Annotated in this window: 19 protein-coding genes; 5 read left to right on the top strand and 14 right to left on the bottom strand. The window is 73.5% G+C overall.

Going from position 1 to position 18,532, the window contains the following annotated elements:
• Positions 1–216 precede the first annotated feature (216 nt).
• From AC29IT_RS24190 to AC29IT_RS24170, 5 genes are all read right to left on the bottom strand, one after another.
• A complete protein-coding gene (locus AC29IT_RS24190; RefSeq protein WP_488220195.1) occupies positions 217–951 on the bottom strand; it encodes a 2'-5' RNA ligase family protein in 735 nt (244 codons plus the stop codon).
• 43 nt (positions 952–994) lie between these two features.
• Positions 995–1,480 carry a helix-turn-helix domain-containing protein gene (locus AC29IT_RS24185; protein WP_358441260.1) on the bottom strand — a complete coding sequence of 162 codons (486 nt, stop codon included), beginning with the start codon at positions 1,478–1,480 and terminating at the stop codon, positions 995–997.
• A gap of 131 nt (positions 1,481–1,611) precedes the next feature.
• A complete protein-coding gene (locus AC29IT_RS24180) occupies positions 1,612–2,598 on the bottom strand; it encodes a bifunctional riboflavin kinase/FAD synthetase (RefSeq protein WP_488220194.1) in 987 nt (328 codons plus the stop codon).
• Positions 2,599–2,635: 37 nt separating this feature from the next.
• Positions 2,636–3,577 carry a tRNA pseudouridine(55) synthase TruB gene (gene truB, locus AC29IT_RS24175; RefSeq protein WP_488220193.1) on the bottom strand — a complete coding sequence of 314 codons (942 nt, stop codon included), beginning with the start codon at positions 3,575–3,577 and terminating at the stop codon, positions 2,636–2,638.
• A gap of 298 nt (positions 3,578–3,875) precedes the next feature.
• Entirely contained in the window at positions 3,876–5,189 is a 1,314-nt protein-coding gene (locus tag AC29IT_RS24170; RefSeq protein ID WP_358441253.1) for an MATE family efflux transporter, read from the bottom strand.
• Between the two features lie 67 nt (positions 5,190–5,256).
• On the opposite strand from AC29IT_RS24170, the gene AC29IT_RS24165 reads away from it, so the two are divergent.
• A complete protein-coding gene (locus AC29IT_RS24165; protein ID WP_488220192.1) occupies positions 5,257–5,769 on the top strand; it encodes a CGNR zinc finger domain-containing protein in 513 nt (170 codons plus the stop codon).
• A 17-nt stretch (positions 5,770–5,786) separates the two neighbouring features.
• Here AC29IT_RS24165 and AC29IT_RS24160 read toward each other — a convergent pair whose 3' ends face one another.
• The 7 genes from AC29IT_RS24160 to rimP form a co-directional block, all read right to left on the bottom strand.
• The gene (locus AC29IT_RS24160) at positions 5,787–6,815 is read right to left on the bottom strand and encodes a DHH family phosphoesterase (protein ID WP_488220191.1); all 1,029 of its coding nucleotides are present in this window, start codon (positions 6,813–6,815) and stop codon (positions 5,787–5,789) included.
• Between the two features lie 75 nt (positions 6,816–6,890).
• Positions 6,891–7,400 carry a 30S ribosome-binding factor RbfA gene (rbfA, locus tag AC29IT_RS24155; RefSeq protein ID WP_358441247.1) on the bottom strand — a complete coding sequence of 170 codons (510 nt, stop codon included), beginning with the start codon at positions 7,398–7,400 and terminating at the stop codon, positions 6,891–6,893.
• Between the two features lie 142 nt (positions 7,401–7,542).
• Positions 7,543–7,836, bottom strand: a complete 294-nt coding sequence (locus tag AC29IT_RS24150; RefSeq protein WP_358441244.1) for a DUF503 domain-containing protein — start codon at positions 7,834–7,836, stop codon at positions 7,543–7,545.
• A gap of 76 nt (positions 7,837–7,912) precedes the next feature.
• Positions 7,913–10,993, bottom strand: coding sequence for a translation initiation factor IF-2 (infB, locus tag AC29IT_RS24145; RefSeq protein ID WP_488220190.1), 3,081 nt, complete (start codon positions 10,991–10,993; stop codon positions 7,913–7,915).
• A 115-nt stretch (positions 10,994–11,108) separates the two neighbouring features.
• Positions 11,109–11,375: a YlxR family protein gene (locus AC29IT_RS24140; protein WP_488220244.1), complete on the bottom strand. Its 267-nt coding sequence runs from the start codon at positions 11,373–11,375 to the stop codon at positions 11,109–11,111.
• A 227-nt stretch (positions 11,376–11,602) separates the two neighbouring features.
• A complete protein-coding gene (nusA, locus tag AC29IT_RS24135) occupies positions 11,603–12,673 on the bottom strand; it encodes a transcription termination factor NusA (protein ID WP_488220189.1) in 1,071 nt (356 codons plus the stop codon).
• Positions 12,670–13,221 (bottom strand): ribosome maturation factor RimP, encoded by a 552-nt coding sequence (rimP, locus tag AC29IT_RS24130; protein WP_358438504.1) that lies wholly within the window; start codon positions 13,219–13,221, stop codon positions 12,670–12,672. Before rimP ends, nusA begins: the two co-directional genes overlap by 4 nt.
• Positions 13,222–13,519: 298 nt before the next feature.
• Between rimP and AC29IT_RS24125 the strand changes: the two genes are divergently transcribed.
• Both AC29IT_RS24125 and AC29IT_RS24120 read left to right on the top strand, forming a co-directional pair.
• A complete protein-coding gene (locus AC29IT_RS24125; RefSeq protein WP_488220188.1) occupies positions 13,520–13,957 on the top strand; it encodes a hypothetical protein in 438 nt (145 codons plus the stop codon).
• Positions 13,954–14,415: a DUF4439 domain-containing protein gene (locus AC29IT_RS24120; protein ID WP_488220187.1), complete on the top strand. Its 462-nt coding sequence runs from the start codon at positions 13,954–13,956 to the stop codon at positions 14,413–14,415. The genes AC29IT_RS24125 and AC29IT_RS24120 overlap by 4 nt, the downstream gene beginning before the upstream one ends.
• A gap of 159 nt (positions 14,416–14,574) precedes the next feature.
• On the opposite strand, the gene AC29IT_RS24115 is transcribed toward AC29IT_RS24120, so the two are convergent.
• Together AC29IT_RS24115 and AC29IT_RS24110 are read right to left on the bottom strand one after the other, a co-directional pair.
• The gene (locus tag AC29IT_RS24115; protein ID WP_488220186.1) at positions 14,575–15,759 is read right to left on the bottom strand and encodes a hypothetical protein; all 1,185 of its coding nucleotides are present in this window, start codon (positions 15,757–15,759) and stop codon (positions 14,575–14,577) included.
• Positions 15,760–15,924: 165 nt separating this feature from the next.
• Positions 15,925–16,950 (bottom strand): aminotransferase class V-fold PLP-dependent enzyme, encoded by a 1,026-nt coding sequence (locus AC29IT_RS24110; RefSeq protein WP_488220185.1) that lies wholly within the window; start codon positions 16,948–16,950, stop codon positions 15,925–15,927.
• A gap of 309 nt (positions 16,951–17,259) precedes the next feature.
• Between AC29IT_RS24110 and AC29IT_RS24105 the strand changes: the two genes are divergently transcribed.
• Positions 17,260–17,670, top strand: coding sequence for a YjbQ family protein (locus tag AC29IT_RS24105; RefSeq protein ID WP_358438517.1), 411 nt, complete (start codon positions 17,260–17,262; stop codon positions 17,668–17,670).
• An 85-nt stretch (positions 17,671–17,755) separates the two neighbouring features.
• Positions 17,756–18,448 carry a haloacid dehalogenase-like hydrolase gene (locus AC29IT_RS24100; protein ID WP_488220184.1) on the top strand — a complete coding sequence of 231 codons (693 nt, stop codon included), beginning with the start codon at positions 17,756–17,758 and terminating at the stop codon, positions 18,446–18,448.
• Positions 18,449–18,532: the final 84 nt, after the last annotated feature.

The raw sequence follows: 18,532 nt of genomic DNA, 5'->3' as shown, positions 1-18,532 counted from the left end.
CCCCGGTTCCGGACCGATCGCGCGGCCGCCGGAGCGGCTGCGCCGGCCGGAGTCCCGGACCGGTGCCCCCACGAGGTGCGGGCTGGTCACGGTCACTGGTCGCGGTCACGCTGGACGCGGTCGCGCTGGGCACGGGCACGCGGTTCGCGTGCACGCCGGGTAACGGCACACCGGATCCGGCCGCCACGGACTACAGCCGGATCCGCGTTCAGGATATCAGGAGCCGAGCGGTCCACCCTGGTCCCCCGCCGCCCGGCGTGGCACCGGGACCGCGTGCAGCGCGCGGTACCGCGCCCCGGACGGCCCGGGGTCGCTGCGCACCAGCGCGACCTCCGCGACGTCCCACCACGGTCCGGCATAGCCGCTGAGCGGCCCGATCAGCCGTGCCGGGTCCGGCAGTCCCGCGTTCCACCGGGCGACGGTGAGGTGTGCCCGGAACCCGCCGGGGTCCCCGCCCGCGATCCGCACCAGCTCGTGCAGCCCGCGCGTGTCGGCATCGGTGGCGGTCTCGACTCCGATCCACAGCACCCCGCGGAAGGTGCCCGCGCCGGCCAGCCGCAGCCGGGGAGCCGGGCCCGCGGCGGGCACCCGCCGGTCCAGCTCGGCCGCGAGTGGCGCCGGATCGGCGGGCCCGTGGAAGCGCAGCGTCACGTGCCACTGCCGGGGAGGCGTGCGGCGGAAGCGCCGCAGCCGCTCCACCTGCCGGGACGGGAGCTCGCCGAGCGCGGCGGCGAGGTGCTCGACCGCCGCCGCGGGCGGCCACACCGCGGTGAACAGCCGCGGCGGCGGGTGCTCCGCACCGACCTCGTCCACCGGCTCGGTGCCGTCCGCCGCCGGAGCTCGGGCCATCGATTCGGTGCCATCGGCCGCCGGAGCTCGGGCCGCCGGTTCGGCACCTCCGCCGCCCGGGGCTTCGCGCTCCGGTCCTCGCCGCGCCAGGTCTTCGCTCACCGGCGCAGTGTCGCAGCGATCCCGCGAGCGCGGGAGCGGCCGGTCAGGCCGGTTCGCCGGTGGCCGCGCGGCGCAGCAGGCCGGCCAGCTCCGGGTAGCGGCCGTCGATCAGGGCGGCCGCGGCCTCCAGCTCGCTCGGCTTCGCCGCACCGCGCAGCACCGGCCAGGCCACTTCTTCGCCGTTCACCGCCATCACCGGCAGCGTGTCCCGGCCGACCGACGGCTTGGAATCGCGCACGTCCGCCAGCGCCGCCTGGATCGCCTCCGACTCGCCCGCGGCCACGCCCGGCACGAGCACCTTGCGCTCCAGCATCACCAGCCTGGCCAGCACCGACGGGTTCCCGATCTTGGCGCGGCGGCCGCTCATCACCTGGCTGAGCATCGGCGCGCTGATGCCGAGGACCTCGGCGAGTTGGGCCTGCGAGATCCGGAACGCCACCACGAGCCGCCGAACCCGATCGCCCAACGGCTCGCCGTACCACTCGCGTTGCAGCGCCAGATTGCGCTGGACGCTCTTGTGCTCCGCCACCTCAGCTCCCCAGGTACCACAGTAGATCGCCGCCGCCGGAACGTTCCCCCGAGCGGGCGGTACTGAATACTGCCAGGCCATCGCGCCGCACCGGACCGGTTCGGTGATTTCGCCCGCCCCCAGCGGGTCGATCAGCCACGAGCACCGAGGATCTCACGAGTGTCCACGACGTCCTGATCCATCTGCTCGATCAGCGCTTCCACCGAGTCGTAGCGCTCCATCCCGCGCAGCCTGCGCACGAAGTCCAGCCCCACGTGTTCCCCGTAGAAGTCGGCGTCCACATCGAGCACGAACGCCTCCACCGTCCGCTCCGTACCGGAGAACGTCGGGTTGCTGCCCACCGACACCGCCGCAGGCAGCGTCTCGCCCGGGCCGGTGGAGCCGCGGCGCCGGTGGGTGAACCAACACGCGTACACGCCGTCGGCGGGGATCGCGGAGTGCTCCGGGCTGGACAGGTTCGCGGTCGGGAAGCCGAGCTCGCTGCCGCCGCGCCCGGCGCCGCGCACCACGATGCCCTCCAGCCGGTGATAGCGGCCCAGCGCGGACGCCGCGGCCACCACGTCCCCGGCGTCGATGCAGGAGCGGATGTAGGTCGAGGAGAACGTCACCGGCGCGTCCGAGGGCCCGTCGGCGCGCTCGGTGGTGCCGCTGAGCAGCCGGTCCGAGGCCACCTCGAACCCGAACCGCTCCCCCAGCTGCGCGAGCAGCGCGATGTTCCCGGCGGCGCGGTGGCCGAACGTGAAGTTCTCCCCCACCACGACCACGGCCGCGTGCAGCCGGTCCACCAGCAGCTCGTGCACGAACTCGTCGGCGGGCATCCGGGACAGCTCCGCGGTGAACGGCAGCACGCAGAACACGTCCACGCCGAGCTGCTCGGCCAGTTCCGCGCGCCGCCGCAGCGTGGTCAGCTGGGCGGGATGGCTGCCGGGCCGCACCACCTCCGCGGGGTGCGGGTCGAAGGTCATCAGCACGCAGGGGATGCCGCGCTCGCGCGCCGCCCGCACCGCGTGCGTGATCAACTGCTGGTGTCCCTGGTGGATCCCGTCGAAGACGCCGATGGTGACGACGCACCGGCCCCAACCGCCCGGGAGCTGCTCCAAACCGCGCCAACGCTGCACGGCTGGCAAGCCTACTGGTTGCCTCCGGATCGGCCGTTCAGCCCGCCGGGGTCAGCACCAGCACGGGTCGCGCGGTCCGCCCCTGGTCCTGCACCAGCGCTACCGCCCGGCCGTCGGGTCCGAACACGCCGCAGGTGCCCGCGACGCCGGTCGCCGGGATGGTCTGGCCGTGCATGAGGGCGCGGACGGTGACCGCGTCGGTGTCGTGCCGGGCGAAGGCGGTGGCGATCGCCCGGTCCAGGTCCATCGACAGGCCCGGCTCCGCTTCCAGCTGGTCGAGGGTGCGGGCGGTGGCCAGGCCGAACGGGCCGACCCGGGTGCGGCGCAGCTCGCCGAGGTGGCCGCCGACGCCGAGCCGGGCGCCGAGATCGCGGGCCAGCGCGCGCACGTAGGTGCCGGAGGAGCACTCGACGAGCACGTCCAGCTCGACGAACCGCTCCTCGTCCGGCTCATCGGCGGGCTCGGCCGGTGCGCGCAGCGCGAGCAGGTCGAACCGGGAGACGGTGACCGGCCGGGCGGCCAGCTCCACCTCCTTGCCCTCGCGGGCCAGTTCGTAGGCGCGCTTGCCGTTGACCTTCACCGCGCTCACCGAGCTCGGCACCTGCTGGATGTCCCCGGTGAGCTCGGCGATGCCGTCCCGCACGGCCTGCTCGGTCACCCCGGACGGGTCGGTCCGCGACCACATCTCGCCTTCGGCGTCATCGGTGCTGGTGGTGGCGCCGAGCCGGATCGTCGCCAGGTACGCCTTGGTGTCCAGCGCCAGGTGCCCGAGCAGCTTGGTGGCCCGTTCCAGTCCGAGCACCAGCACGCCGGTGGCCATCGGGTCGAGGGTGCCCGCGTGGCCGACCTTGCGGGTGCCCATGATGCGGCGGACGCGGGACACCACGTCGTGCGAGGTCATGCCGGAGGGCTTGTCCACCACGAGCAGGCCGGGCGGGACGGTGGGACGGTTGCGCGCTGTACGGGAGTGCTCGGACACGGCTGGCAATACTCCACGACCGCTCCCCCCGCTCCCACATCGACCCCGCCCACCCCAGTCCGCCTGCGCCCGATCACCGCTCCGCGCCATGAGCCGCGCAGTTTTCCCGTCAGCGGCGAAGCCGCTGAGCAGACGACCACCCGAGCAACTCGCACCGCCGCGGGTTCTCAGCTGCTTCCTCGCGAGGACAGCGTTTTCTCCTGTGGCGGAGCCACCGGTGAAAACGATCCCGCAGCGAGGAAGCAGCTGAGGTTCCGCCACCCGCACTCCTCCGCAGAACGAGGCGGGTAGCAACCCGTCAAGCAGGTGACGTGCCGATTACCGCCCACTTCCCCGACCTGGCGCGCAGCAGCAACGTGATCAGCCGCAGCACCATGAACAGGCTGAGGCCCGTCCAGATCCCGGCGAGCCCCCAGCCGAAGGCCAGCGACAACCAGATCAGCGGCAGGTAGCCGACGGCGGCGCTGAGCATCGTCGCGGTGCGCAGGTAGCGCGCGTCGCCCGCGCCGAGGAACACCCCGTCCAACGCGAACACCACTCCGGCCACCGGCTGCTGGAGCACGAAGAACCACCACGCGTTCGGCAGCTGCGCCAGCACCGCCGCATCGCTGGTGAACACCCGCGGCAGCACCGCGGCGAGCGCCGCGAACACCAGGGCCAGCAGCACCCCGAACCCGAGCCCGTACCAGCTGACCTGCCGCGCCACGCCCTTCGCCCGCTGCGCCGCCCCACCGCCGAGGGCCGCACCGACCAGCGACTGGGCCGCGATCGCCAGCGAATCCAGCACCAGCGACAGGAACGACCACAGCTGCCACACCACCTGGTGCGCGGCGGCCGCGTCGGCTCCGGTGCGGGCGGCGACCGAGGTCGCCGACAGGAAGCACGCCTGGAACGCGAGGGTGCGCAGCACCAGGTCCCGCCCCATCCCCAGCTGGGCGCGCATCGTCGCCGGATCGGGCCGCATCCCGGCCCGCTCCACCACGAGCGCGCGCAGGAACAGCGCCGCCGCGATGCTCTGGCCGATCAGGTTCGCGATCGCCGAGCCCTCCAGCCCCCAGCCGAGCGGGTACACGAACAGCGGGCACAGCACCGCCGAGGTCCCGTTGCCCGCGAGCACGAACCACAGCGGGCGCCGGGTGTCCTGCACCCCGCGCATCCATCCGTTGCCCGCCATCGTGATCAGCACCAGCGGCGCGCCGAGCAGTGCGATCCGCAGCCAGCTCGCCGCCGCGTCCGCGATGGGCCCTTCCCCGGCGAGCAGCTCCGCGATCGGCACCGCGAACAGCTGCGCCAGCACCAGCAGCAGCACGCCGACGGCGATGCCGAGCCAGGTGGCCTGCACCCCTTCGGCGACGGCGTCCGCGCGCCGGCCGGCGCCGTGCAGCCGGGCCGTGCGGGCGGTGGTGCCGTAGGACAGGAACGTGAGCTGGCTGGACACCAGCGTGAACAGGGTTCCGCCGAGGGCGAGCCCGGCCAGCGGCACCGCGCCGAGGTGACCGATCACGGCGGTGTCCACCAGCACGTACAGCGGCTCGGCGGCCAGCACGCCCAGCGCGGGCACGGCGAGCCCGAGCACCGTCCGCACCGGAACCCGTTCGGCGACCTCGCTCACGACACCCTCCCGGTAAGCTGTGAAACCGCATTTCGACCCTGACGCAGGCTAGCCGCGAGGAGCCCGGATGGACAGCACCGATTACGCGGAGCTGGCGCTGCGGCTCGCGAACGCCGACCTCACCGATCTGGACCGGCTGCGGGCGGCGCTGCACGACGAGCCGTGGTGGTCCGAGCGGGTGCACGAGCAGGACCTGGCGGTGCTGCGCACGGTCGCGGCGGGCCTGCGGGACGCGCTGGACGCGCTGCTGGCCGGGGCCGCGGACCAGGCGCAGGACGCGGTGAACTCCCTGCTGGAGCGGCACCCGCCGCGACCGCGGCTGTCCGGGCACGGCCCGCAGTGGCACGTGCACGTCGCGGGACCGGACGCCCCGCCCGCCACCGAGGTCGCCGCCGCGGCCGCCTGGGGCCTGGCGCAGGGCGTGGTGCTGCACGGCATGGACCGGTGGGGCCGGTGCGAAGCCGCGGGGTGCGGCACGTACTTCCTGGACACGTCGACCAACCGGGCGAAGCGGTTCTGCTCGGCGCGCTGCGCGAACCGTGTGCACGTCGCCGCGTTCCGCGCCCGCCGCCGCGGCTGACGGCGGCTGACGGCGGCTCAGCCGAGCAGCGGAGCCTTCTCCAGCGCCGCGCGCACCGAGTCGAGCACGTCGTCCGCCGAACCGTCGGCGGTGAACCCGGCCGCCAGCCGGTGCCCGCCACCGCCGCAGAGGTTCGCGGCCGCGCCGACGTCCACCCGGCTGTCCGCGCGCAGCGACACCGACCAGCGGTCCGCGGCGAGTTCCTTGAGCACCACCGACACCTCGGCCTCCGCCGTGGTGCGCACGATGTCGATCACGCCGTCGAGCTCCTCGCTGCGCACCTCCGCGGACTGCGCGAGCCGCACCTCCGCGTGCACCAGCCCCAGCCCCTGCGCCGCCGCCGGTTCCAGCGCGGCCCGGCCCAGCACGTCCGAGAGCATCGGCAGCCAGGCGAACGGGTGGGTGTCCATCAGCGAGCGGGTCAGCGCGTCCGGGTCGACCCCGGCTTCCAGCAGCCGCGCCGCCATCAGGTGGGTGGCCGGGGTGGCCCGCCGGAACCGGCCGCTGTCGGTGACCAGCCCCGCGTACAGGCAGCGCGCCATCGGCAGGTCCAGCGGGGCACCGAGCTCGTCGAGCAGCCGCAGCACCAGCACGACCGTCGCCACGGCCGTCTCGTCGATCACGTGGTGGGTGCCGAACCGCGGGTTCGCCACGTGGTGGTCGATGACGAGGACCGAGCCGCCCGCGTCGATGGTGCTCCGGACCCGGTCGGCGAGCGCGCCCAGCCGCTGCAGGCTGCCCGCGTCGCACACCACCAGCAGCGGGCCCGCGGCGGGCACGTCGGCGGCGGGCACGATCAGCCCGTCGGTGTCGAGGATCCGCAGCGACGCGGGTACCTCGGCGGGGTGGCCGAACGACACCCGGACCCGGGCACCCCGGGCGCGCAACGCCCGGCCCAGCGCCAGTGCGCTGCCCAACGCGTCCGCGTCCGGGTTGACGTGCGCGAGCAGCGTCACGTCGGAGGCGTCGGCGAGCAGCCGCGCGGCGGCCACCACCTCATCCGGCGTGGGTACCGCCGCACCGGCGGTTCCGGAATGCCCGTCCACAGGCTTCACCTCCACGCCGAACGGCACCGCACGACCGCGGTGCCGCCTTCAACGCACCGCATCCGCGCGGGCGGTTCAACCACTCTGTGGCCGATGCCGCAGATCGGCATCTTCGCCGTTCGACGGCTCGTCACCTGCGGTTTCCGCGTCGTCATCCGCGGTGTCCTCCGGTGCCGCACGGTAAGGGTCCGCCTCCCCGGCGTGCTCCGCTCCCGAAGCCAGCCGGGCGACCTCCGCGTCGGCTTCCTTGGCCCGGGCGACCAGCTCGTCCATCCGACGGGCGTCGTCCGGCACGGTGTCCGCGACGAACGTGAGCGTCGGGGTGAACCGCACACCGGTCTGCGCCCCCACCCGGGACCGCAGCACGCCGGTGGCGCTGGACAGGGCGGCGGCCGTCGACGCGTAGTCGCTGTCGTCGCCGAACACGGTGTAGTAGACCGTGGCGTCCCGCAGGTCCGGGGTGACGCGGGCGTCGGTGATCGTCACCATCGCCAGCCGCGGGTCCTTGACCTCGTATTCCAGTCCCGAGGCCACGATCTGCGCGATGCGCTTCGCGAGCCTGCGGGCGCGCGCCGTATCGGCCACGGCGCACCTCCTCCGTCGATCCTGCGCCCGGTGGTCCGGGCGTGAACAGTGTCCGTGTCACCGGCGGTCGAGCCGCCACGGCACGGCTCCCGGGCTGCCGCCGCGGGCGGGCCCCGTCACCGGGAGAACCCGCCCGGGGCCGTCAGTCTTCCGGACCCAGCATCCGCTGCCGGGCCGACAGGAGTTCCAGTTCGGGGCGCGCGGCGACCGCGCGCTCGCACGCGTCGAGCACGTCGCGCACGTGCGCGGCGTCGCCGGAGACCGCACTCACCCCGATCAGGGCCCGGCGGTGCAGGTCCTGATCGCCTGCTTCCGCCACGGCCACGTCGAAGCGCTTCCGCAGGTCGGCCACGACGGGCCGCACCACGGCGCGCTTCTGCTTCAACGAGTGGACGTCACCGAGCAGCACGTCCAGTTCCAGCGCACCGACGTACATCAGCTCGCTCCTCGGATCGTGCGCCCGCACGACCGCCGGGGGCCGCCCAGCAAGGACGACCCCCGGCGGAAGTGGATCAGTTGCGCGGCTTCTCCCGCATCTCGTAGGTCTCGATCATGTCGTCGACCTTGATGTCGGAGTAGGAACCGAGCGTCAGACCGCACTCGAACCCGTCGCGGACCTCGGTGGCGTCGTCCTTGAACCGCTTCAGCGAGTTGAGGCTGAGGTTCTCGGCGACGACCACGCTGTCGCGCAGCAGCCGGGCCTTGGCGTTCCGGCGCATGATGCCCTCGGTGACCATGCAACCGGCGATGGTGCCGACCTTCGAGGACTTGAAGACCTCGCGGACCTGCGCCTTGCCGAGCTCGACCTCTTCGTACTCGGGCTTGAGCATGCCCTTGAGCGCCTGCTCGATCTCCTCGATCGCCCGGTAGATCACCGAGTAGTACCGGATCTCCACGCCCTCGCGGTTGGCGACCTCGGCCGCCTTGCCCTCGGCCCGGACGTTGAAGCCCAGGACGATGGTGTTCTCCGCGGTGGCCAGGTTGATGTCGGACTCGTTGATGCCACCGACGCCGCGGTGGATGACCCGGAGCTCGACCTCGTCGCCCACCTCGATCTTCATGAGCGATTCTTCCAGCGCCTCGACGGTACCGGAGTTGTCACCCTTGATGATCAGGTTGAGCTGGTTGGTCTCCTTGAGCACCTTGTCCAGGTCCTCGAGGCTGACGCGCTTGCGCTTGGCGGCGTTCTGCGCCTCGCGGATGCGCGCCCCGCGCCGGTCGGCGATCTGCCGAGCGACCCGGTCCTCGTCGACGACGAGGAAGGTGTCACCGGCGCCGGGCACCGAGGTGAACCCGATGACCTGGACCGGACGGGCCGGCATGGCCACCGTGACGTCCTCGTCGTGCTCGTTGATCATCCGGCGGACTCGGCCGTGCGCGTTGCCCGCGACGATCGAGTCACCGACGCGCAGCGAACCGCGCTGCACCAGCACCGTGGCCACCGGACCGCGACCGCGGTCCAGGTGCGCCTCGATCGCGACGCCCTGGGCCTCCATCTCGGGGTTGGCCCGCAGGTCGAGCGAGGCGTCCGCGGTCAGCAGGATCGCCTCCAGCAGACCGTCGATGTTGGTGCCCTGCTTGGCGGAGATCTCGACGAACATGGTGTCGCCGCCGTACTCCTCGGCCACCAGGTTGTACTCGGTGAGCTGCTGGCGGATCTTGTCCGGGTTCGCACCCTCGACGTCGATCTTGTTGACCGCCACCACGATCGGCACACCCGCGGCCTGCGAGTGGTTGATCGCCTCCACCGTCTGCGGCATGACGCCGTCGTCGGCGGCGACCACCAGCACGGCGATGTCCGTGGACTTCGCGCCTCGGGCACGCATGGCGGTGAACGCCTCGTGACCCGGGGTGTCGATGAAGGTGATCGGGCGCTCGTTGCCCTCGAGCTCGGTCACGACCTGGTAGGCACCGATGTGCTGGGTGATGCCACCGGCCTCGCCGGCCTGCACGTTCGCCTTTCGGATGGTGTCCAGCAGGCGCGTCTTGCCGTGGTCGACGTGACCCATGACGGTGACCACCGGCGGCCGCGCGGCCAGCTGCTCTTCGCTGCTGTCCGGGTCGCCGAAGCTGATGTCGAACGACTCCAGCAGCTCGCGGTCCTCGTCCTCCGGGCTGACCATCTCGACCCGGTAGTTCATCTCCTGGCCGAGCAGCTCCAGGACCTCGTCCGAGACGGACTGGGTCGCGGTGACCATCTCACCGAGGTGGAACATCGCCTGCACCAGCGAAGCCGGGTTGGCGTTGATCTTCTCGGCGAAGTCGGTCAGCGAAGCACCGCGGCGCAGGCGGAGGACTTCGCCGCTACCGCGCGGCAGCCGGACACCGCCCACCGACGGCGCCTGCATGTTGTCCATGTACTCCTGGCGCTTCTGCCGCTTGGACTTGCGGCCACGACGCGCCGGACCACCGGGACGGCCGAAGGCACCGGCCGCGCCACCGCGACCGCCACCACCGGGACGGCCACCGCCGCCCGGACGACCGCGGAAGCCACCACCGGCGGGAGGCCCACCGGCCGGAGCACCGCCGCCACCACCGGGGCCGCCGCGGAAACCGCCGCCACCGCCACCGGGACGGCCACCGCCGCCACCGCCGCCGGGACGACCGCCACCGCCGCCACCGGGACGACCGCCACCGCGGCCACCGCCGGGTCCACCGGGACCGCCGGAGCGGGCCGGGCGGGACGGCATCATGCCGGGGTTCGGACGCGGGGGCATCATGCCCGGGTTCGGACGGTTGCCGCCGCCCTCACCGCCGCCGCGCGGGGCGGGAGTACCGGACGCCGGAGCGGTACCGGCACCGCCCTGACCACCGCGGTCGGGGCGCTGCCCCTGCTGACCGCCGCGACCGGGGCCGCCCTGACCGCCCTGGCGCTGCTGCCCGCCACCGGCACCGCCGGGACGCTGCGGGCGCGGCGCCGGGGAACCGGAGCCGACGCCGAACGGGTTGTTGCCGACGCGCGGCGAACGCGGGCCGGGCTTGGGCTTGGGCTTGGCGCCCTGCGGCTTCGGCGGGACGGTGCCGTCGCCGGCGTCGCCGCCTTGCTTCGAGTCCTGCTTCGGGCCGGGCCGGGGGCCGGGCTTCGGGCCACCGGGACGCGGCGCGGCGGCACGCTGCTCGCCGCCCTGCTGCGGGGCCTCGGCCGGTGCGGCCGGTGCCTGCGCGGCGGGAGCCTGCTCGAACGGAGCGGTCTCCGGGGCCGGGGACTTCGGACCGGGCTTGGGGCCCGGCTTCGGTCCGGGCTTGGGCGCGCTGGTCTCGGCCGGCTGGCCTGCGGACTGCTGCTCCGCCGGTTGCGGGGCGGGTGCCTGCGGCCGCGGACCGGGCTTCGGGCCGGGCTTGGGCGCACCGTCACCGGCGGCACCGGGCTGGCCTTCGGGCTTGCGCGGCGGCGCGGGCTTCGCCCCGCCGGCACGGCCGCCGGGCTTGCCCGACTTGGGGTATGCGTCGCGGAGTCGGCGCGCCACCGGGGCTTCCACGGTGGACGACGCGGACTTGACGTACTCGCCCTGTTCGGCGAGCTTGTTGAGAACTTCCTTGCTGGTCACACCGAGCTCTTTCGCGAGCTCGTGCACGCGGGCCTTGCCTGCCACTGCTCTCCTCATCTGGTGAGGCCGGGCGGCAGTCCCGCTCGACCTCGTCCTATCGCCGATGCGCGTTCATGTCTTCAGCTTCACGGCTGATTCATGACGGGTCGACCTGCTTCCTTCAACTGCGTCCGCGCGGGAGGTTCCCGCGTCGGTCTGGTGATGAGCCGCTCGCCGCTAGTGACCCGGAATCCGGAGTGGAGTCCAGGTGTCCCTGCACGGCGGAGAGGTCCAGCGGCCCCGGCACTCGAAGTGCGCGGGGGAACGCCCGACGTCGCTCGGCGAGTCGCAGGCAACGGGGATCGGGGTGCAACCACGCGCCCCGACCCGACCGCCTGCTTCGCGGATCGGGGACGACCGCGGAACCCGCGGAACCGTCCTCGGCCACCACTCGCAGCAGCTCGGCGGCCGACGTCCGGATGCGACACCCCACACAGGTGCGAACCGGTCCTTGATCACGGCGATCGCCGTGCGTACCGGACGTTCGTGTGCGGATTCTCGCTCCCCTCGCGTCGAGCCACCAATGATTCTAACCCGCCGCCGCCAGCGCTCGTATCCGAGTCCGCCACCGAGGTGGCGGCGGACCCGGCACCGGGCGTCACCGGGGCGGTGCGGTCACTCCGCGGAGCCGACCGCGGGCAGTTCGTCGGCGCCCGCCGCGCCACCGGGCGGCGGGGCCACGGCCTGTCCCGCCGAGGTGGTCGGCGAGGCCGGGTCGGCATCGCTGCGGATGTCGATCCGCCAGCCGGTGAGCCGCGCGGCGAGGCGGGCGTTCTGGCCCTCCTTGCCGATGGCCAGCGACAGCTGGAAGTCGGGCACGACGACGCGCGCGGTCTTGGCCCGCTCGTCGACGACCTCGACCGAGATCACCTTCGCCGGGGACAGCGCGTTGCCGACGAACGTCGCCGGGTCCTCGGAGAAGTCGATGATGTCGATCTTCTCGCCGCCCAGCTCGCTCATCACGTTGCGCACCCGGGCCCCCATCGGGCCGATGCAGGCGCCCTTGGCGTTGACGCCGCCGACCGAGGAGCGCACCGCGATCTTGGAGCGGTGCCCGGCTTCGCGGGCGACCGCGGGGATCTCGACGGTGCCGTCGGCGATCTCCGGGACCTCCAGCGCGAACAGCCTGCGCACCAGGTTCGGGTGGGTGCGGGAAAGGGTGATCTGCGGGCCGCGGGCGCTGCGGGAGACGCCGACGACGTAGCACTTGACGCGCATGCCGTGCTCGTAGCGCTCACCCGGCACCTGCTCGGCGGCGGGGATGACGCCTTCGCTGTCCCCGACCTGCACGACGACCATGCCGCGCGAGTTGGCCTTCGCGTCGCGCTGCACGACGCCGCCGAGGATCTCGCCCTCCTTGGTGGAGAACTCGCCGAAGGTGCGCTCGTGCTCGGCGTCGCGCAGCCGCTGCAGGATGACCTGGCGCGCGGTGGTCGCCGCGATCCGCCCGAAGCCTTCGGGCGTGTCGTCCCACTCCTCCTCGACCCCGCCCTCGGCGTCGAGGGTGTGCGCGAGCACCCGCACCACGCCGGTCTTGCGGTCCACTTCCACCCGGGCGTGCTGCTGGTGCCCCTCGGTGTGCCGGTATGCCGTCAGCAGCGCTGATTCGATCGCTTCCAGGACCGTCTCGAACGGGATGTCCTTGTCGCGTTCGATCGCGCGCAGCGCGGCGATGTCGACGTTCACCTCGACTCCTCCGTGTCTTCCCGGTCGTCGCCTTCCGGGCCGTCGGCCGCCCGCTTGAGCAGGACGAGGTCCTGCGCCGGTGGCTGCTGGAATTCCACCTCGACCACCGCGCGCTCGATGTCGCGGTAGGCCAGCGTGCGGATCTGCTGGTCGGCCAGCACCTGCACGCTTTCGTCGTCGGCGGCTCCGACGCGCGCGGTCAGGTCGCCGCCGCCGGAGAGCTTGATCTTGACCAGCCGGTGCCGGGCGCGGCGCCAGTGCCGGGGCCTGGTCAACGGCCGGTCGGTGCCGGGCGAGGTCACCTCCAAGGTGTACGCCCCGGCGAGCACGTGCTCGTGCGCGTCCAGCACTTGCGAGACGGCTCGGCTCAGCTCGGAGATCTCGTCGAGACCCACCCCGTCGTCGGAGTCCACGACGACCTTCACCAGGCGGCGTCTGCCAGCCTGCTGCACGTCGAGCTCCTCGAGGTCGAAACCGGCTTGGGACACGGCGTCGGCGACGACGGGCTCCAGCAGCGCGACGGACTCATCGCGCGGCGGGCTGGACACGTTGGCACTCCTAGATTCGGGGATGATCGGGTCACTTCGGAGGTGATCGGGCCGGGCGGTCCGGCGACGCCCGGTTCGGGCGGCGCCGCCTTCGGCCGGACTCGCGAAACCCACGTCCGGCGCTGGGCGCGCGGGCCGCGGTCGTCCAGCTTATCTGGTCGGTTCCAGGCACGGCGCGGCGTGGCCTCCGTCCGGCCCAGCGCGGCGGTCGGGGGCCTGCCTGGCAGGATGGATCAGCGTGCGAGCACCCCTCCCCTCCCGTCACTCGAACGGGCCAGCGCGTGTCGGACGGCGCGCGGTGTTGCGGCTGCTGGCGGCCTTGCCCGCGGTGGCCGCGGTGACCACCGCGTGCGCCGGCGGCGAGGACGCGCCGGATCCGCTGGCGGCGCTGGCGGACGGCGCCCGGTCGGACGCGGCGCTGGCGCAGGGCGTCGCGCGCAGCCATCCCGCCCTGGGGGCGGAGGCGGGCGCGATGGCGGAGATCCGCGCCGAGCACGCGCGGCTGCTGCAGCAGGAGATCGACCGCCTCGACCCGCCGGACGAGCCCCGCGAGCACCAGACCCCGACCCCGCAGGTGCCCGCCTCGGCTCCCGAGGCGCAGGCGGCGCTGAAGCAGGCGCTGGCCGCGGCGGAGCAGGCCGCGGGGAAGCTGTGCCCGACCCTGCCCGGCTACCGGGCGGGGCTGACCGGATCGATCTCGGCGAGCTGCGCGAGCCTGGCGGAGGTGCTGGCATGAGCCGAGAACTGACCGACGAGGCCAAGACCGCCGTGGACGCGGCGTTGGACGCGGAGAACGCCGCGGTGTGGACCTACGAGCTGGTGACCGCGTTCGTGACCCGCCCGCAGGTGCAGGCGGCCGTCGCGGAGGCCACCGGGGTGCACGAGGGGCACCGGGACGAGGCGCAGCGCCTGATCAGGGCCACCGGCGCCACTCCCCCGGCCGCCGCGCCCGCCTATTCGCTGCCGGAGCGGGTGTCCGACGAGGGCTCGGCGATCCGCGCGCTCGTCGTGGCCGAGCGGGAGTGCCAGATCGGCTGGCGCTCGGTGCTGGAGAACACCGAGCCGGACGAGTTGGACCCGGCGGTGCGGCGGCTGGCGCTCACCGCCCTGACCACGGCAGCCACCCGCGCCACCCGCTGGCGCATCACCATCGGCCAGAACCCCGCCGCGGAAGCCCAGCCCGGCAAGCCCTGACGAGGGCGGGGCCGGCGATCCCGGCAGCCGCTGGGCCGACCCCCCGGGTTCTCAGCGGTCCCCTCGCGAGGACGGCGCCGGCACGGGTGGCGGAAGCCACCGGCGACGACGATCCCGCGGCGAGGGGCGGCCGAGGTTCCACCACCGGAGCGGGACGGATCAGCCGCTGTCCTGCGGCCAGCCCAACCGGACCGCGTCCTTGGTCACGTCGGTGAGCTGCTGGTCCTCGAAGTTGTCGGGCTTGCCGAAGTACCCGGATTCGCCGACGACGACGAGCCGGTCCTGCTGCTCGGAGTGGTAGCCGACGTCGCTGCTGAGCCCGGGGAAGTCGTCGGGCAGGTCGCGGCCCGCGGAGACCAGGTCCATCACGTTGCCGGTGTTGTCCTGGGTGACGAGCTGGTTGAGCTGCGCGGCGCTGGCGGCGTCGGCGAGCCGCACGGTGACCACGGAGGTCAGGACGCGCTGCCCGTCCGGGAGGTCGGTGGTGTAGAGCGCCCGGGTGAGGTGTTCGCAGCTGTGCTCGTTGAAGAACGCCTTGATCCGGCCGGTGGAGACGTTGGCGCAGCCCTGCTGGCCCTCTTCGCGGAGTTCGAGGTGGAACGGGTTCTGGGTCTGCGGGACGGGCGCGGGCGGGTCGGCCGCCTGGTCGTCGCCGGAGGACGGCTTGATCAGCAGCCAGAGCAGGCCGGAGACGACGGCGACGCCGAACAGCACGAGGCCGCGCAGCAGCCAGCCGGAGGGCGTGATGGAGGTGCCTGCGAGGAGGCCGCCTCCCGCGCGCGCCGCCGGTTCGGGCCGGACGGCTTCCTGCCTGCTGGTGGAGGGGTAGGCGCGCTGGTTGATGTCGCCGCCCTGCGGCCCGGGGTAGGCCGGGTTCTGCTGCGCGGGGTTGTGCTGCCCGGGGTTGTGCTGCGCGGCGCTCTGCTGCGGAGCGCTCTGCTGTCCGGGGTGCTGCTGGCCCGGGTTCTGGTGTCCGGCGCTCTGCTGGCCCGGGTTCTGCTGGCCGTAGCCCTGCTGCGGGTACTGCTGCTGGCCGGGGTGCTGCGCGTACTGCTGCTGCCCGCCCCAGCCCTGGTAGTGCTGCGGGTAGGCCTGCTGGTGCGCGATCTGGGTCTGCGCCGCCTGGTTCTGGCCCTGCTGCGGCTGACTCTGCTGCGCCTGGTTCTGCTGGGGCTGGCCGTAGCCGGGCGTGCTGGGACCACCGCCGGGCTGCTGCGCGGGCGGCTGGCCGTGCGGCTGCTGGGCCGACGGCTGCTGGAACGCGGGGCGGGTCGTCTCGCCGGGTCCGCCCAGGGTGTCCGGGCTGAAGTCGGCGGGGCTGGCGCTGCGGTGCTCTTGGTTCACCAGGGAGTTGTCGCGCTGGAGTGGCGCAGTGTCAGCTCGCTGCGCGTTCTGCGGCGAGCCTGTCATCTCTTCGGGTGCACCTTGGGGGTCCGGCACGGGCACTAACGGTAGCGGTTGCGGATCGCGCGCAGAACAGCACGTGCGCAGCGAAGACGTTCGGGCTGCTCAGCCGCGCAGCGCACCGAGCACCAGGTCGACGTCGGCGTCGGTGTTGTACAGGTGGAACGCGAGCCGGGCCTTGCCCGCGCGGGCGGCGGACGCGATGCCCGCGTCGGCGAGCTTGCGGGCGACATCGTCGCCGGGCACCGCGACGATCGGCGAGCCCGCGGGGGCGATTCCGAGTTCGGCGCGCACCCGGTTCGCCAGGCCGGTGCAGTGGTCCCGCACCTGTTCGAGGTCGAGGGCGGCGAGTTCCCGCATCGAGGCGGCGGCACCGACCTGGGCCAGCCACACCGGCGACAGGTCGAGCCCGCGCCCGCCCGGGGCCTGCTTCAGCGGGAGCCCGTAGATGCTGTCCATGCCACCACCGGCGTACCAGTTGGCGTGGCTCGCCCGCGGCGCGGGCGCGTCCGGGTGCTGGGCGAGCCAGGACGATCCGCGCGGCGCGAGCAGCCACTTGTAGCCGGTGCCGACGACGTGGTCGGCCCAGTCGAGCCGCATCGGCAGCCAGCCCGCGGCCTGGGTGGTGTCCAGCAGCACCCGGGTCGAGCGGCCCTGCACGGCTTCGCGGAGCGCGTCGAGGTCGACGACGGCGCCGTCGGCGGACTGCACGACGCTCACCGCCACCAGGTCGTAGTCGGCGGCCTTGTCCGGGATCGCTGCGAGCGGGACCTCGTCGACCTGCACGCCGCGGTCGGCTTGCGCGGCGAACGGGAAGCTGACGCTGGTGAACTCGTCCTCCGCGACCAGCACGCGCGCCCGGTCCGGCAGGTCGGCGGCGATGATGCCGACGAGCTGGGAAACGGTGGCGCCGACGGCGACCCGGTCGGCGGGCACGCCGACGAGCCGGGCGAACAGGTCCCGGCCGGCGTCGGTGTCGGCGTCGAAGTCGGTGGGGCGGGCACCGCCCGCTCCCCAGGTGGCGACGGCGGCGGTGACGGCGTCGACGGTGCCGGTGGACGGAACCCCGATGCTCGCGGTGTTCAGGTATCCGTCGGGAACGTCGAACCGGAGGCCGAAGGCGGTGCGCATCCCCCGATCCTCGTCCACGGCACCCCGCCCGCGCCACCACCGGACCAGGCCCGCACGAGAACCCGCGCCAGCCCACCCCGCCCCGCCATGCCGTTCTCCGGTCAGCGGCGCAGCCGCTGAGCAGCGACCACCAATGCACCCGGCACCGCAGCGGGTTCTCAGCGGGATTCTCGCGAGGACAGCGATTTCTCCTGTGGCGGAGCCACCGGTGAAATCGATCCCGCAGCGAGAATCCCGCTGAGGTTCCGCCACCCGAGTTCTGAGCAACAGGAGCCGAGCAGCCGAACCAGTGAGCTCTACGGTGGCGGTATGTGGAGTGAGGAAGTGGAGATCCGGACCGGGTCCGTCGAGGTGGTCTACGACCTGGGCGCCGAGTGCGACCGGTTCCTGCGGTCGGCGGGTGCCGGGGACGGGCTGCTGAACGTGTGGGTGCCGCACGCGACGGCGGGCCTCGCGGTGATCGAGACCGGCGCGGGCAGCGACGACGACCTGCTGGCCCAGCTGCGGGAGCTGCTGCCCGCGGACCGCAGGTGGCGGCACCGGCACGGTTCGCCGGGGCACGGGCGCGATCACGTGCTGCCCGCGCTGGTGCCGCCGTACGCGACGGTGCCGGTGCTGGACGGGCGGATGGCGCTGGGCACCTGGCAGTCGGTGTGCCTGGTGGACACGAACGTGGACAACCCGGTGCGGCGGGTCCGGCTGAGCTTCCTCGCAGGCTGATGCCATCTCTTCGGGTGAAATCGGATCGTGCGGAAATGGCTCACATCTTGATCATGGTCGCGGGTCCGCGTGCCACGATGGTGCGATGACCGCCCGACTCGTGCTGTGGGACGTGGACCTGACGCTGATCGACGCCCGCGGCATCGGCGTCGACTGGTACCGGCGCACCCTCGCCGAGGTGACCGGGACGTCGCTGCGGCACGTGCCGGACATGGCGGGCAAGACCGAGCTGGCGATCACCGGCGAGGTGCTGGCCGCGCACGGCATCGACGCCGCGGACGACACCGTGCGCGCCATGTTCCGCACGCTCACCGAGGTGGTGCTGGCCGATCTGGACTCGCTGTCGCTGCGCGGCAGCGCGATGCCCGGGGCCGCGGAGGCGCTGGCGGCCTTGGCCGAGGCGCCCGGCGTGGTGCAGAGCCTCGTCACCGGCAACCTCCCCGAGGTCGCCTTCCACAAGCTCGACGCGTTCGGGCTGCACCGGCACGTGGACTTCGACATCGGCGGGTTCGGCGCCGACTCCCCGCACCGGCACGACCTGATCAGCGCGGCCGTCGGCAAGGCCGCCGCCAAGCACGGCGCCGAGTTCGCCCCGCAGTCGGTGGTCGTCGTCGGCGACACCCCGCGCGACGTGGCCGGCGCGCTGCACCACGGCGCGATCGCGATCGGTGTGGCCACCGGCCGCAGCGACGAGCGGGAGCTGCGGGACGCGGGCGCCCACGTCGTCCTCCCCGACCTCACCGACACCGCCGCCGTCCTCAAGGCCGTCCAGGGCTGATCGATCCGCGCGGATGCGGTGTCCGCGGGTGATCTCCTGCGCTATACGTGGGTGATGGGCGGGGAGCGGCATCGGCACGGGGTC

This window comes from Saccharopolyspora sp. MMCC62 (assembly GCF_057736575.1).
Note: the sequence above shows the minus strand (reverse complement) of the source record. Positions and strands in the feature narration are given on the sequence as shown.